Here is a 14,594-nt window from a genome sequence, read left to right on the forward strand (position 1 = left end):
GAAGTCCGTGTCAAGGGAAGTCCATGGCGCCGGAAGTCCATGGCACGGGACGTCATGGAGGGCTTCCTGGTCCCGCGCCCCGGGGCCGCCGGTGAGGAAAGGGTGCCTCCGTATGATCCACCTGCCCCGTGCGCCCCGAACCCGGCGCCGCTGCTTCGCGGTTCTGGCTTTCACCGTCGTGTCGACCGCGGCCACCTTCCCGGGCACGGCGGCCCGGACCGAGACGGGTCCGCGGTGGACCGCCACCTGGGAGGCCGCCCCGTCCGGAACAGCCCCCGCCCTCCCGGGCGCCTCGATCCGCAACGTCGTGCACACCAGTGTCGGCGGCAGCGCCGCCCGGATCCGCGTCTCCAACCGCCTCGGCACCGGCCCGCTCCGACTCGACGCCGTCACCGTCGCGTTGCGGCGGCCGCACGCGCCCACCACCCCCGACGCCGTCCCGGGCTCCCTGCGCACCGCCACCTTCGCCGGTGACACCTGCGTGACCGTCCCGGCGGGCCAGGACCGCGTCAGCGACCCGGTCCGCCTCCGGGTCCCGGCGGACGCCGATCTCCTGGTCAGCGTGCACACCCCCGACGACTCCGGTCCGGCGACCTACCACCGCACCGCCCTGCAGACCAACTTCCTCGCCAGGAACGGCAATCGGGCCGCCGACACCAACGGCGCCGCGTACACCCGCACAGCCTCCCATTGGTACTACGTGACCGGCGTCGACGTCCTGCGCCCGGCCGCCGCCGGGAGCATCGTCGCGTTCGGCGACTCCCTCACCGACGGCACCGGATCCTCGTACGGCGCCAACCACCGCTGGCCCGACCGGCTTTCGGAGCGTCTGCGCGCGCTGCCCGCGAGCCGCCGGCCCGGCGTCCTGAACGCCGGGATCTCCGGCAACCGCCTCCTCCTCGACGGCACGGGCCCGAGCGCCCTGGCCCGCCTCGACGCGGACGTCCTCTCCCGCGCCGGAGTGCGCACGGTGATCGTCCTGGAGGGTGTCAACGACCTCAAGGGCACCCCGCCGCAGACCGATCCCGGCGCCTTCGTGCGGGCGTACCGCCGGATCGTGGCCCGAGCGCACGCCCACGGCATCCGCGTCATCGGCGCCACCCTCACCCCGTACGGCGGCCACCGGGGCTGGACTCCGGCGCGCGAGTGGCTACGACACGCGGTCAACGCCCTCATCCGGGGCGGACTGTTCGACGGGGTCGCGGACTTCGATGCGGCCGTCCGCGACCCGGCCCACCCCGAACGCATCCTGCCCGCCTACGACCCGGGCGATCATCTGCACTTCAACGACGCCGGGATGAAGGCGCTCGCCGACGCGATCGATCTCACGGGTCTCGTGGGATGAGGCGTGTCACGCCGACGCCGGGCCCGGGTGGCGACGAGGAGGAGACCCGGTGTACCGGCGATGCGTGCGATGTGCGGGCGATCCGAAATACCGGCGATCCGATGGCCCGTCGATTGATGCGTCAGCCCCAGATCACGGTGACGAGCCACGCCCCCGCGATCAGCAGGCAGGTGAACAGCTCCGTGAGCACGCTGGAGCCGCCGTTGCGCATGACCGTCCGCAGCGCCGTCATCGCCTCGCCGTGGCTGCCGAGGCGGAGGCGTTCGGACAGGTAGATGCCGCCCATGAAGCCGGGGATCGCGCCGACCACCGGTACGAGGAAGAAGCCGAGGAACGCCCCGGCTCCCGCGTACACACCCATCCGGGGGGTGGCGCCGCTCGCGCGCAGTCGCCGGGGCGGCAGGGCCCAGCGCATCACCTGGGAGAGGAAGAGGACCGCTGTGGCGCCGGCGAGGACGCCCCACGCCGGCGGGCGAGGGTCCGTCAACGCCCACCACAGGAGCGCGGCCCACACGAGCCACGACCCCGGCACCCCGGGCACCAGCACTCCGCACAGGCCGAGCAGGATCACCAGGCCGACCAGCAGGAGCTCCCACACTCCCATCTGCCCAGAGTGCCGGAGCGCCGGGGGAAGCGCAGGTCAGTCCCGCGCCACCCAGCCCCGCTCGTACGCGTGCCAGCCGAGCTGAAGCCGGGTCGTCACCCCGGTCAGCTCCATCAGCCGCTTCACCCGGCGCTGTACGGTCCGCAGGCCCAGGTCGAGCTGTTTGGCGACGCTCGCGTCCGTCAGTCCCGCGAGCAGGAGGGACAGGACCTCCAGATCGGTGTTGTCGGGGCCGTCCGGTCCCCGCTCGGTGACGCCGGACGCCCCGAGCCGCAGGGGCAGCGCGCCCCGCCACACCGACTCGAAGAGACCGCGCAGCAGCTCCAGCAGTCCGCTCGCGTGCACGACGAGCGCGGCCGGCTCCGCGGTGTGCGAGGTGAGCGGCACCATGGCCAGCGACCGGTCGGCCACCACCAGCTTGGTCGGCACCTCGTCGACGACCCGCACCTGTTCGTCGCGGCCGAGCGCGGCCGTCAGTTCCGTGATGCCGTCGGGCCGGTCGAGCACCGCCCGCTCGACCACCACCCGGTAGCGGACCCCGCGGTCGGTCGCCTGCTCCTCGGCGTCGTTCTCCATTCCGGTCACGACGACCGGGCTGCCGGTGACCAGGGCGCACACCTCCTCGGCGGCGCCGAGCTGGAGCTGCAGGAAGCGCTGGGTGACCGCGGCCGCGCCGATCACCACCTCGACCAGGTCGTGCACCGCGGGCTCGGCGGCCGCCGCACGGTACTCGTCGGCGAGCAGCGCGGCCGCGAGCTCGGCCTTCTCCAGCTCGTGCCGGTGCTGGGTGAGCAGTGCGCCCAGGGCCACCCCGGGCGGTGCCGCGACCCAGCGGCCGGCCCGGGCCGACGACTGGGCCGCGAGGCCGTACCGCTCCAGCCGGCGCAGGGTGCGTTCCGTGTCGTGTTCGCCGAGCGTCAGCCGTCGTGCGAGATCGGGCACGTCGGCGGCGCCCACGGACACCAGTGCCCGGTACGCCGACTCGTGTGTCTCGTCCAGACCTATCGCTGCCAGCATCTGCCGTTGCCTCTCCCCGAAGACAGGACCCCGCGGTGCGTCGTGTGGCGGAAATCGGCCACGGCGCAAACCCGCCTCGGCACATCATCGCCGTACCGCCGGTGTCTCTGCCAAGGTGAGGCCACCGCAGCAAGAATTGCCGCCCGCAATGCCCGTATTGGGCCTTATCGGCCTGCGCGGACGCGGATGAGGGACCTTGGGAGGGGACTTGAGGGGGCTAGGCCCTGCCGTCAAACTCCCGCCTGCCCCGCGACGCCATGCACGCTCCCCCAAGCTCTACGAGCAGGGGGTACCCCCAGAGCACGCACCTGACGCCGCAGGGCCCGCCCTTCGGGCGAACGACGGGAGTTTGACGACAGGACCTAGGCCGCCGGCCGTCGCGGACCGCGACGCCGGTGAGCCGCGGCGGACCCTCAGGAAAGCGGGTCGCACTCGGGCCCACCAGGCCGAAGACGACTCGGCCCTCGAAGACGTGACGGGGCCCCGGTGGCGTGCCGGGCCCGGTCACTGCGGCGCCGCCGGGCGGTTCCCCTGTGGGGGGTGGGACCGTCCGGCGGCTTGCCTTCCGGTGGCCGGTTTCGTATCGCCGTTCGAGATGTCATCCGACACGGCGTTCAGCGGCCGCCCGCCTGGCCGGATTTTCCGGATGCCCCGTTTTCATACGGCCCGTGCGGTGGACAATTGGGGGCATGAGTCAACAGGGGGACAGGCCCACCGGCCGCGAGGACGACTGGTGGGCGCAGTTGTACGACGACTCCACCGGGGACACGGGACCGGCCCCCGCGGCCGACTCCCTCGACGACCGCTTCGCCTCGGCGTCGGGGACGGTGGGCCAGGGAACCCCCCGGGACCGGGCCGAGGCACCGCTCCCTCCTGAGACACCACCGTCCGTACCGGAACAACGCGGCGCGCGGCGGAACGGCGAGGCAGCGCCGCGGGGGAGCGGGGCCGCGCCCTTAGTAGGGGGCCACGAGGACGCCGTGTCGGGTGCGGATGCCCTGCCGGGTGGGGATGCCGGGGTGTCGGGTACGGATGCCGGAACGTCGGGTGCGGACACCGCCGTGTGGGGCAGGCACGCCGCTGTGTCGGGCGCGGACGCCGGCGCGCCGGATGATGCCCCCTTCGCTTCGCCGGCCATGGGTGCCGCCCCTGGCTCCGCGTCTCAAAGCCCGGGCGCGCCGGATGATGCTCCCTTCGCTTTACCGGCCATGGGTGCCGCCCCCGGCGACGCTCCCCAAGGCCTGAGTGCGCCGGATGATGCCCCCTTCGCTTCCCCGGCCATGGATGTCACCCCCGGCGATGCCCCTTTCGCTTCCCCGGCCATGGATGCCACCCCCGGCGATGCCCCTTTCGCCTCCCCGGCCATGAATGCCACCCCCGTCGCCACCCCCGTCGCCCACCCACCCACGGAAGCCTCCCCAGCACCGCTCGGCGTCCCCCGTGTCCCACCCGCGGTCGGGCACGTCGGTACCGGGCCGCCCACCTACGATGCCGAGCCGACCGCCCTTCCGCTCGCCGATCCGGACGACCTCGACGAGCTGGTCGCCGACACCGTGCTGGACGGTGCGCGGTACGGGGTCTGCACGCTGCGTGCCGTGTCCGTGCGCGGGGACTCGGCCCGCTACCGGGGCGAGCCGCGCCGGGACTCCCTGCTCACCGCCCGCTTCGGCAGCGGCGAGCAGGGGCTCGTCCTGGTCGCGATGGCCACCGGCGCACGGGCCACGCCCGGGGCGCACCGGGCCGCCGCCGAGGTGTGTCACTGGATCGGGCGAGCCGTCGGTCGCAGTTATCTTCGCCTCGGCGAGGACATCCGGGCCGCCCGGCGCGGCGACCTCAAGTCGGGCCTGCACCGGCTGACCGACCGCAGCCTCGGCAAGCTCCGTGCCAGCGCCGCCGAACAGGGCATCGAGCCCGAGGAGTACGCCGCCTCCCTCCGCTGTCTGCTGCTGCCGGCCGACCCCGCCTGCCGCACGCGCGTGTTCTTCGGTGTCGGGGCAGGCGGCCTGTTCCGGCTGCGGGACGGCGAGTGGCGCGACATAGAGCCACCCGCCGCCGAGGCGACCGGCGAGCCGGTGGTCGGTTTCGGCTCGCTCCCCTCCGAGACCCCCGAGGGCGACCGGCTCACCATGGATCTGGGCATCACGACGCCCCCGAGCCCGTACGAACCCGCCCCGGAACCGCCCCGTGTCCCCTTCCGCTTCCGCGCCTCGGTCGCCCACCCGGGTGACACGCTCCTGCTGTGCACGGGCGGCCTGGCCGACCCGCTGCGCGGCGAACCGCAGCTCGCCGAGCATCTGACGGCCCGCTGGTCGGCGGGCGGACCACCGGGCCTCGCCGCCTTCCTCGCCGACACCCAGGTGAGGGTGAAGGGCTACGCCGACGACCGTACGGCGGCCGCCGTCTGGGAGGCGTGAGCGCGGCCGCTGTGGATTGATGGATCCAAGGCACTGTCGCGCCCACCGGGCGGATGCCGGGCGTGCGACGACAGGACCCGCCGCAGACCGAAAGGGTGCATGGATCCATGGCCAAGCAGAACGTCGCCGATCAGTTCGTCGACATCCTCGCCCGCGCAGGAGTCAAACGCCTGTACGGGGTGGTCGGCGACAGCCTCAACCCGATCGTGGACGCCGTCCGGCGCAACGCCGCCATCGACTGGGTCCATGTGCGGCACGAGGAGACCGCCGCCTTCGCGGCGGGCGCAGAGGCTCAGATCACCGGGAAGCTGACCGCGTGCGCCGGCTCCTGCGGCCCCGGCAACCTGCACCTCATCAACGGCCTGTACGACGCCCATCGCTCCATGGCCCCGGTGCTCGCCCTCGCCTCCCACATCCCGTCCAGCGAGATCGGCCTCGGCTACTTCCAGGAGACCCACCCGGACCAGCTGTTCCGCGAGTGCTCCCACTACAGCGAGCTGATCTCCAGCCCGAAGCAGATGCCCCGTCTGCTGCAGACGGCGATTCAGAACGCGATCGGCCGCAGCGGAGTGAGCGTCGTCTCGCTGCCCGGGGACATCGCCGACCAGCCCGCCCCCGACAAGCCCGCCGAGACCGCCCTCGTCACCTCCCGGCCCACCGTCCGCCCGGGCGACGCCGAGATCGACAGGCTGGTCGAGATGATCGACGCGGCGGAGCGGGTCACCCTCTTCTGCGGCAGCGGCACGGCGGGCGCGCACGCCGAGGTCATGGAGTTCGCCGGGAAGATCAAGTCCCCGGTGGGGCACGCCCTGCGCGGCAAGGAGTGGATCCAGTACGACAACCCGTACGACGTCGGCATGAGCGGCCTGCTCGGCTACGGCGCCGCGTACGAGGCCACCCACGAGTGCGACCTGCTGCTCCTGCTCGGCACCGACTTCCCGTACAACGCCTTCCTCCCCCACGATGTGACGATCGCTCAGATCGACGTACGGCCGGAGAACCTGGGCCGCCGCTCCAAGCTGGACCTCGCGGTGTGGGGCGATGTGAAGGAGACCCTGAACTGTCTCATCCCGCGCGTGAAGACCAAGAACAACCGGCGCTTCCTCGACAAGATGCTGAAGAAACACGCGGACGCTCTCGAAGGCGTGGTGAAGGCGTACACGCGCAAGGTCGACAAGCACGTCCCGATCCATCCCGAGTACGTGGCATCGGTCCTCGACGAGCTCGCCGACGAGGAGGCGGTCTTCACCGTCGACACCGGGATGTGCAACGTATGGGCCGCTCGCTATATCTCCCCCAACGGCCGCCGCCGCGTCATCGGTTCGTTCTCTCACGGCTCGATGGCGAACGCGCTGCCGATGGCGATCGGCGCGCAGTTCACCGACCGGGGCCGGCAGGTCGTGTCGATGTCCGGTGACGGCGGGTTCTCCATGCTGATGGGCGACTTCCTGACCCTGGTGCAGTACGACCTGCCGGTGAAGGTGGTCCTGTTCAACAACTCGTCGCTCAGCATGGTGGAGTTGGAGATGATGGTCGCCGGACTGCCCTCGTACGGCACGGCCACCAAGAACCCCGACTTCGCGGCCGTGGCCCGCGCGTGCGGGGCGTACGGCATCCGGGTCGAGAAGCCCAAGCAGCTCGCGGGCGCCCTGAAGGACGCCTTCCGGCACAAGGGTCCGGCCCTGGTAGACGTCGTCACCGACCCGAACGCCCTGTCCATCCCACCGAAGATCAGCGCGGAGATGGTGACGGGCTTCGCGCTCTCCGCCTCGAAGATCGTGCTGGACGGCGGTGTCGGCCGCATGGTCCAGCTGGCCCGCTCCAACCTGCGCAACGTGCCGCGACCTTGAGCGGCAACGGCCGTGTCGTCCCGTGGTGCGACCGGTGCCGCGGGCCCTCGGACGGACCACCGGGCCCGTGCCGGTGACCCCATTCGCGATCGAACACCTGGTCGTTGACGAATCGACATGACTGTCGTCGGCCCGACGGGGCATGGATCCCCGTGAACGTGTTCGAGCCGAAGGGGAATCATCCACGTGCGGGCGGGGGTCATGAAGAGGCGAGCACGAGGGGGCGGTCCCGTGGCGATCGGGGCCTCCTCGGCGAAGAAGACGGAGGAAGCGACCGACGGCGCGACGGGCCGGCCAGGGGGTACACAGCTCAGGCGAAGGCTGGGACGGGCCGACTTACGCGCGGTACCCGAGGCGCGCAGGGCGCTGCGGGAGCTACTGACGCACTGGGGAAAACCGGGAAGATCCGAGATAGCCGAACTGCTCACCAGCGAACTGGTCACCAACGCGCTCATCCACACCGACCGCGAGGCGGTCCTGACGGCCACGGTCTCCTCGCGCGGACTTCGCGTGGAGGTACGGGACTTCGTGGGGCGCAGGCCGCGGTTGCGGATGCCGAAGGTCGACGACGGTACGCACGGAAGGGGCCTGGTCCTCGTGCAGTCCCTCGCGGACGCGTGGGGCGTACGGGCGCACAGCGTGGGGAAGTCGGTGTGGTTCGAACTCGACGCGGGAGCCGCCTGAGGAACTGGAAGGGGGCGCGGCATCCGCCGCGCCCCCTTCCAGTGACTGCGTTCGGTCTCAGCCGAACTGCTGCTCAAGGTCCTTGAGCTTGCGCTCCAGGGAGTCGAGCCGGGGCAGAGCCATGGTGTCGTCCTCCGCGGTGAGGTCGACGGTGATCGGGTCAGCGGAGGATTTCCGGACGGGCTGGAGCGAGGGGCGGGTGCGCACGGGCAGTTCCGCCGCGGATATGGCAGGCTCCGAAGAGACCGGCGCGGTCGCCCGCTCGACGGTCTGCACCTCGACCTGACGCCCGCCGTTGCCGCCGGTCAGCGCGCGGTGGCCACGGCTGAGTGCCTTGAGCTGCGCACGCTCGACCCGCTGCTGCTCACGCCGGCGCAGCTTGTTCTGCTCCTTCTCGCGCCGGTCCTCGCGGACCTCCTCGACGGCCTCGTCCAGGCTGCGCACGCCCTCCAGGAGCATCAGCGACCAGGCCCTGTAGGTCTCGCGGGGCGCCCGCAGCCAGCGGACGACACGGATCTGCGGCAGCGGGCGCGGCACCAGACCCTGCTCGCGCAGTGCGGCGCGGCGGGTCTGCTTGAGCGCACGGTCGAACAGCACGGCCGCCGACAGCGACATGCCGGAGAAGAACTGCGGCGCGCCGTCGTGGCCCAGGCCCCTGGGCGCGTGCACCCAGTTGAACCAGGCGGCGGCACCCGCGAAGGTCCACACGAGTATCCGGGAGCCGAGCGCCGCGTCGCCGTGGCTGGCCTCACGCACCGCGAGCACGGAACAGAACATCGCCGCGCCGTCCAGGCCGAAGGGAACCAGATACTCCCAGCCGCCGGAGAGGCCGAGGTTCTGTTCGCCGAAGCCGACCAGGCCGTGGAAGGACAGCGCCGCGGCGACCGCCGCACAGCAGAACAGCAGCACATAGGAGGCGGTGCCGTAGATGGCCTCCTTGCGCCGACGGCGCTCCTCGCTGCGCTCCCACGAGTCGTCCGCGCTCGTCTCCTTCCCCGAGGAGCGCTTGCCGCGCGCGAGCACCGCCATCGCCGCCAGCATGCCCAGGAGCAGTACGGCGCCCGGAAGCAGCCAGTTCAGCGATATGTCGGTCAATCTCATCTGGGGTCCCTTGCATTGGGATAGGGCGTAACGCCCGCCATAGTGGCCCACTCCCGCCGGCCCTCAGGGGGTTTCGGGGCAAGAGGCCGCCAAGGAAGCGCAAGGGGATGCCCAGGACGGCGTTCTGCTCGAACTGCCGCTTGAGGGGCGGGAGTTGAGTTCGAATAAGACTACCCGCACGGATGGTTCCACGGAAAGTTCCTGCGACTGGTGAGGAAGTTGTGAAACGTCTGTCATCCCGTGCGGGAGCTCGTTCGGAGGGATCTTACGGTATGCGGCGCACGCACCCTGCCCGTCGGCGCCCCTGAGTGCACCTCAGCTCGCCGCTGCGGCCGTCAACTTGGCGACGCGGTCGGCGTCGCAGGTGCGCGGGCAGGTGGCACAAGTGTCCGCGGGGCGCAGCGTATAGAACATGCAGCAGCTCGCCCGGTCGCGGGTGGGCAGCGACTGCCCGTTCGGGCCGGTCAGTTCGCGGAACGCGGCCGAGCCGGCGTACGGCTTCGTCGCGCCCGGCAGCAACAGCTCCAACTCGCGCATGGCGCGCCGCTCCTCGCCGAGCAGATGGGCGACGTACCAGAGCCCCTCGACGACCTCGTCCGTCGCCATGCCCCACAGTGCCCGCCCGCGCCGCCGCATGCGCGGCCCGAAGCCCCCGAGGACCGGCTCCAGGTGCTCGGCCGCGGCCGCCCGCACCTCGGCCCGCAGCGCTTCCTCGTCCGCCACGACCCGGGCGCCGGGCAGCCGGGCCGCCGGATCGCCCGGCAGGCAGGCGAACGTCCCGGTGCGCACCGCCATGCGTCCGAGGGCGCGCTGGAACGTGACGTGCTCCACCGGGAAGCGCGGTACCCGGCGGTGCAGGAACCAGGGGACGGTGATCAGCAGGCAGGCCGGCCATGCGTACCGGTGCAGCCCGAAGCTCGCCACGACGTCCGGGCGGGCCCGTTGCCCGTAGTCGCGGAGCACCTGCGCCTCGTCCCATGCCAGGAAGGTGTCGAGCGCGGCCCCGCCCTCCGCGAGCCGGGCGGCCGGGGTCCAGCCCTCGCCCTGCGGGGTGGCCTCGCCGGGGCTCAGTTCCGTGACGGTCAGCCCAGGGAAGACCTCGGTGAGCCGGGCGTACGCGTCCGAGACGGGGGACGGGGGCGGGACGGAGAGGGGCATGCGGGGACCGCCGTTTCACGACTTTTCAAAGGTAAGGCTTACCTTATCCAAGGTGATCGGTGTTTGAACCGGAGCGTAAGGCGCCTATGGTGCTTTACGAGCGGTAACAAACCCCATGAATGACCCAAGACTGCCCAGCGCCGCCAGGACCGAGGAGGAGCCCGTGGAGCAGGCCCGTTCCCGCAGTGCGGAGGGCTCCGCCGAGACGGGCGTTCCCGACGTCCCCGGGGCGGCCGTCCGAGTGCCGGAGCAGCTCAGGGCGGGGGATGCCGTACGCGAAAGAGGCGCGGCCGAGGGTTCTACGCGCGGTGAGCACACGCACAGCGAACCGCCGATACCGCGGCCGCGCGCGGCGGGCCACGGCGGGGAGTCCGCCACCGGGGAGGGGCCGCACGACGGAGAGCCGTCCCACGTGGAGGGCGGACGTCCCGTCATCCAGCGGGCCTCCGTGCGCCGGCAGATACTCGACGCCCTGCGCACCGCGCTCGTCGCCGGGGAACTGACGCCGGGCGAGGTCTACTCGGCGCCGGCGCTGGGTGACCGGTTCGGGGTGTCCGCCACCCCCGTGCGCGAGGCGATGCAGCAACTCGCCCTGGAGGGCGCCGTCGAGGTGGTACCCAACCGCGGCTTCCGGGTCGCCGTGCGCGGCGCCCGCGAACTGGCCGAACTCGCGGAGATCCGGGCGCTGATCGAGGTCCCGGTGATGCTGCGGCTCGCCCGTACGGTGCCGGCCGAACGGTGGTCGGAGCTGCGCCCGTTGGCCGAGGCGACCGTACGGGCCGCGTCCTCCGGATGCCGGGCGACGTACGCCGAGTCGGACCGCGCCTTCCACCACGCGGTGCTCGCCCTCGCGGGCAACGAGCAGTTGGTGCGGATCGCGGAGGACCTGCACCGCCGCGCCCAGTGGCCCCTCGTCGGCGGCCCCGTCTCCCGCGGCCGCGCCGACCTGATCGCCGACGCGGCCGAGCACACGGCCCTGCTGGACGCACTGGCCGCACAGGACCTGGCGGTGGTCCAGTCCCTGGTACGGGAACACTTCGCCGGAGCGTCCTGACCGGAACGCGGGGCCGCAGGGTGCCGATGGTGTTTCGGGTGTCCGGTGTGGGGCGCGGTGGGTGAGCAGTGCGTGTCCGTCGCGTGTCGCCCGTCCGTGTGCGCGGTGCGTCCGCTTCCCCCTCCCGGTGTCACGGGCGTGTCCGCATCCCGCGACGACCGGCGGCGGAGGGAACTCCTCCGGCAGTCCCTCGCGTGCTGCCTGAAGAGGGACGACCGTCCCGACGGGGGTGACCGACGATGATGTTCGACCCGGGGCAGCGGGCCCCGCGGCAACAGCTGGAGTGGCTGAGCGGCAGCCGTGCCGACGAGTACGCGAACGAGGCCCGCAGGCGCTCTTCGCCGCAGAAGCGACAGAAGCGACAGAAGCGACAGAACCGGCAGTCCGGCTCGGGCGGCCTCGCCGGACTGCTGACGTACGTGGTCCTCGTCGCCGCCGTGGTCCTCCTCGCCCGCGATGCCGAATTCCGCACCGCCGCCTGGACGTTCATCCGCGGCCTGTGACGGCGCGCCCGGCGGTCAGGTCTGCGCCGCCGGTTGCACCGAGGCCAGCTGCCGCGCCAGCCATGTCGGTACGCCGCCGAGGAGGCGGAACAGCCGGCCCGCCTCGGCCCGCAGCCGGGACGCCTCCGGCTCGGCCTCCGCGTCCGCGAGCGACGCCAGCGCCGGCGCCGTACCGACGAGGTAGCCCAGCTCCTCGCGGATCCGCAGCGACTCGGCGAAACCCTGCCGGGCCTCCGTCATCTCGCCGTCGCGCAGGGCGAGCCCGGCGAGGTGCCGCCAGGTGAAGGAGAGCAGCAGCGCGTCGCCGTGCGCGGACGCGGCCGCGTGGGCGCGCCGGTAGGCGGCGCGGGCCGCCTGCGGGGAGCGGGCCAGGTTCTCGGCGAGCAGCCCGCGCCGGAAGTCCAGCAGCGCCCGGCCCGGGGCACCGGGCGGGATCAGCGCGGCGGCCCGGCCGAGCGCGGCCCGCGCCTCGTCCGCCCGGTCGCGCACCCCGTGCAGCGTGGCCGCGTACGCCAGCTGCCCGCGCTCGCAGGCCGCGGCGCCCCGCTCCTCGTCGTCGTGGGCCTGCGCCTCGGCCGTGCGCAGCGCGTCCTCGGCCTCCTCCCAGCCCTGCTCCGTGTACAGGCACCGCTCGACGAGCAGCGAGGCCCGCTGGAGCGAGGCCTCGGCCGTCTGTGGCCTCAGCAGCGCCGCCGCGTCGGCCCAGCAGGCGCGCGAGCGCAGCCGCCATACCGCGGTCTGGAGAGGATCGTCACCTTCGGTCGTTCCGGTACCAGACATGGCGGGATGCGCCACATTGCCCTCCCCGAGCACGCCATCGAGCTGTTGAGTGGTGGCGGCATTCCAGCACCAATCGCGGTACCGGGCCAAGGGGCTGGGTGAAGGATTTCACAAAGTCATGGTCGACGGGCGGCAGACGGTGCCGCCGGGCCACACCGCCGTGACCTCAGCTCATGCGCAATGCCAGGAAGAAGTCCAGCTTGTCCTCCAGGCGCGAGAGGTCCCGGCTCGTCAACTGCTCGATACGCCCCACCCGGTATCGCAGTGTGTTGACGTGCAGGTGCAGACGCGTGGCGCAGCGGGTCCAGGAGCCGTCTGACTCGAGGAACGCCTCCAGGGTCGGGATCAGCTCGGCCCGGTGCCGGCGGTCGTAGTCGCGCAGGGGGTCCAGGAGGCGGGCCGTGAAGGCACGGCGCACGTCGTCCGGGACGAACGGCAGCAGCAGCACGTGCGAGGCCAGCTCCTGGTGGCCGGCCGCGCAGACCCGTCCGGGGCGGGCTGCGGCGACCCTGCGGGCGTGCCGCGCCTCCTCCAGGGCGCCGCGCAGCCCCTCGGCGGAGTGCACCGCGGCGCTGACGCCCAGCGTGAGCCGCCCGTCGTCGTCGAGCCCCGCCGACAGCGGATCCCGTACGGCCTCCAGGAGACCGTCGGCGAGCAGGCCCGTCTCGGAGCCGTCGTGCTCCGAGGAGACCGCCGGAAGGGGAACCAGCGCGATCGCCTCGTCACCCATGTGGGCCACCGCGATGCGGTCGGTGTGCTCCGGACCGGTCGACTGGGGGTAGTCCCTGCCCGAAGAGCTCGGGGCGGGATCGGCCAGGATCTCCTCCAGCAGCGACTGGGCGACCGGCCCGCCCTCGATGTCTCCGCCGTCCCACTCGACCTTGGCGACGACCACTTGCCACTGCGGGGCCGCGCCGAGCCCGGGCAGCAGTACGGGTGCGGCGACCCGCAGCCGGGCCGCGATCTCGGCGGGCGCGGCCCCCGTCTGCACCAGTTCGAGCACCTCCTGTGCGAGCCGCCGCCGCACGGTGCGCGCCGTGTCCCGCCGGTCCCGCTCGACCGCGATCAGCTGGGTGACGCCCTGGAGCAGGTCGAGCCGCTCCGCGGGCCAGTCCCCGGCGTCCGCCTCGACCGCGAGCAGCCAGTCGGACAGCACGGTCTCGCGCACGTCCCGCGCCGCGCCGCCGGCACGACCTGCCCCGGCTCCCGCCGGTCGGTGCCCCCAGCCGCGGATCGGGAAGAGCGAATACGTCGTCGTACCGACCGTCACCCGGTGCGGTCCGCGGCGGCCGGTGCGAGAGGCCGCCAGGTGCTCGGCGGCCAGCTCGGCGCACACGTCCGGCGCGAGCCCCGGCGTCGGACCCGCGATCGGCCGGCCGGTGGGGGAGAGCACCCAGGCGCGCAGGTCGAGGTCGGAACCGAGCAGGTCCAGGACCACGTCCGGGCCGCCGCCCGCCGGGCCCGAGGTCATCATCCGGCGGTGCCGGTCCACCACGGCCGCCAGATCCCCGGCCCGCTCGCCGGAGACCTGCCGTACGACGTGCTCGGTGATCGTGGCGAACGCCACCGACTCGTGGACGGCGAACAACGGAAGGCGGTGCCGGGCGCAGGCCATGATCAGATCGTCCGGGACGTCGCCCAGCTCGGCCTCGCCCGCGGCGAGCGCCGCGACGCCCGCACCTGCGAGAATACGGACGAAGGGCTCTGAGTCGGCGGCGTCGTGCCGCCACGCCAGGCCCGTGAGGACCAGTTCACCGCCGGAGAGGTAACGGCTGGGGTCCTTGAGGTCCGTGGTCATGACACCGCGCACGCTGCGGTCCAGTTCGTCCTCGCCGCCGAGCAGCCGCAGCCCCAGCGCGTCGGTGTTCAGCAGTGCGCGCAGCCGCATGTCTCGTCGCCGCCGTTCTTGTCCGGAAATCCACGTTCGGTCAGGGAGGGTGCCCGCGGAGGCCGTGCTCGCGATTCCCCCTGGCCGTGCGCGGTGTTTCCAGAGGAAAGCGGAGAGGTTACTGATGACCTCCGTTCATACGAATCTACAAGATGGGCTCCCTGGCCAGCCAACTCCTTCATGGTTTCGGTGACTG

The 14,594-nt window shown here is 72.6% G+C and carries 12 protein-coding genes; 6 read left to right on the forward strand and 6 right to left on the reverse strand.

Annotated elements, in window-relative coordinates; all coding sequences use genetic code 11:
* Nucleotides 1–112: 112 nt before the first annotated feature.
* Nucleotides 113–1,345, forward strand: a complete 1,233-nt coding sequence (locus Q2K21_RS11200; RefSeq protein ID WP_310769503.1) for an SGNH/GDSL hydrolase family protein — start codon at nt 113–115, stop codon at nt 1,343–1,345.
* A 121-nt stretch (nt 1,346–1,466) separates the two neighbouring features.
* Here the strand turns inward: Q2K21_RS11200 and Q2K21_RS11205 are convergent, their stop codons facing one another.
* On the reverse strand, nt 1,467–1,949 hold the full coding sequence (locus tag Q2K21_RS11205) for a DUF456 domain-containing protein (RefSeq protein WP_310769504.1): 483 nt from the start codon (nt 1,947–1,949) through the stop codon (nt 1,467–1,469).
* A gap of 36 nt (nt 1,950–1,985) precedes the next feature.
* Nucleotides 1,986–2,966 carry a helix-turn-helix transcriptional regulator gene (locus Q2K21_RS11210; protein WP_310769505.1) on the reverse strand — a complete coding sequence of 327 codons (981 nt, stop codon included), beginning with the start codon at nt 2,964–2,966 and terminating at the stop codon, nt 1,986–1,988.
* 689 nt (nt 2,967–3,655) lie between these two features.
* Between Q2K21_RS11210 and Q2K21_RS36000 the strand changes: the two genes are divergently transcribed.
* From Q2K21_RS36000 to Q2K21_RS11225, 3 genes are all read left to right on the forward strand, one after another.
* Entirely contained in the window at nt 3,656–5,380 is a 1,725-nt protein-coding gene (locus tag Q2K21_RS36000; RefSeq protein WP_310769507.1) for a protein phosphatase 2C domain-containing protein, read from the forward strand.
* A 107-nt stretch (nt 5,381–5,487) separates the two neighbouring features.
* A complete protein-coding gene (locus Q2K21_RS11220) occupies nt 5,488–7,230 on the forward strand; it encodes a pyruvate dehydrogenase (protein WP_310769509.1) in 1,743 nt (580 codons plus the stop codon).
* 231 nt (nt 7,231–7,461) lie between these two features.
* Nucleotides 7,462–7,914, forward strand: a complete 453-nt coding sequence (locus Q2K21_RS11225; RefSeq protein WP_310769511.1) for an ATP-binding protein — start codon at nt 7,462–7,464, stop codon at nt 7,912–7,914.
* A gap of 57 nt (nt 7,915–7,971) precedes the next feature.
* Here the strand turns inward: Q2K21_RS11225 and Q2K21_RS11230 are convergent, their stop codons facing one another.
* Both Q2K21_RS11230 and Q2K21_RS11235 read right to left on the reverse strand, forming a co-directional pair.
* On the reverse strand, nt 7,972–9,015 hold the full coding sequence (locus tag Q2K21_RS11230) for a DUF2637 domain-containing protein (RefSeq protein ID WP_310769513.1): 1,044 nt from the start codon (nt 9,013–9,015) through the stop codon (nt 7,972–7,974).
* 315 nt (nt 9,016–9,330) lie between these two features.
* Nucleotides 9,331–10,173, reverse strand: a complete 843-nt coding sequence (locus Q2K21_RS11235; protein WP_310769515.1) for a (2Fe-2S)-binding protein — start codon at nt 10,171–10,173, stop codon at nt 9,331–9,333.
* A 115-nt stretch (nt 10,174–10,288) separates the two neighbouring features.
* On the opposite strand from Q2K21_RS11235, the gene Q2K21_RS11240 reads away from it, so the two are divergent.
* Nucleotides 10,289–11,227 carry a GntR family transcriptional regulator gene (locus Q2K21_RS11240; RefSeq protein WP_310769517.1) on the forward strand — a complete coding sequence of 313 codons (939 nt, stop codon included), beginning with the start codon at nt 10,289–10,291 and terminating at the stop codon, nt 11,225–11,227.
* A gap of 239 nt (nt 11,228–11,466) precedes the next feature.
* Nucleotides 11,467–11,730 (forward strand): hypothetical protein, encoded by a 264-nt coding sequence (locus tag Q2K21_RS11245; protein WP_310769519.1) that lies wholly within the window; start codon nt 11,467–11,469, stop codon nt 11,728–11,730.
* A 15-nt stretch (nt 11,731–11,745) separates the two neighbouring features.
* Here Q2K21_RS11245 and Q2K21_RS11250 read toward each other — a convergent pair whose 3' ends face one another.
* Both Q2K21_RS11250 and Q2K21_RS11255 read right to left on the reverse strand, forming a co-directional pair.
* The gene (locus tag Q2K21_RS11250; RefSeq protein WP_310769521.1) at nt 11,746–12,525 is read right to left on the reverse strand and encodes a hypothetical protein; all 780 of its coding nucleotides are present in this window, start codon (nt 12,523–12,525) and stop codon (nt 11,746–11,748) included.
* A gap of 151 nt (nt 12,526–12,676) precedes the next feature.
* A complete protein-coding gene (locus Q2K21_RS11255; RefSeq protein WP_310769523.1) occupies nt 12,677–14,398 on the reverse strand; it encodes a PucR family transcriptional regulator in 1,722 nt (573 codons plus the stop codon).
* Nucleotides 14,399–14,594: the final 196 nt, after the last annotated feature.

The sequence above is a fragment of the Streptomyces sp. CGMCC 4.7035 genome, from assembly GCF_031583065.1.
GTDB classification, from domain to species: domain Bacteria; phylum Actinomycetota; class Actinomycetes; order Streptomycetales; family Streptomycetaceae; genus Streptomyces; species Streptomyces yaanensis.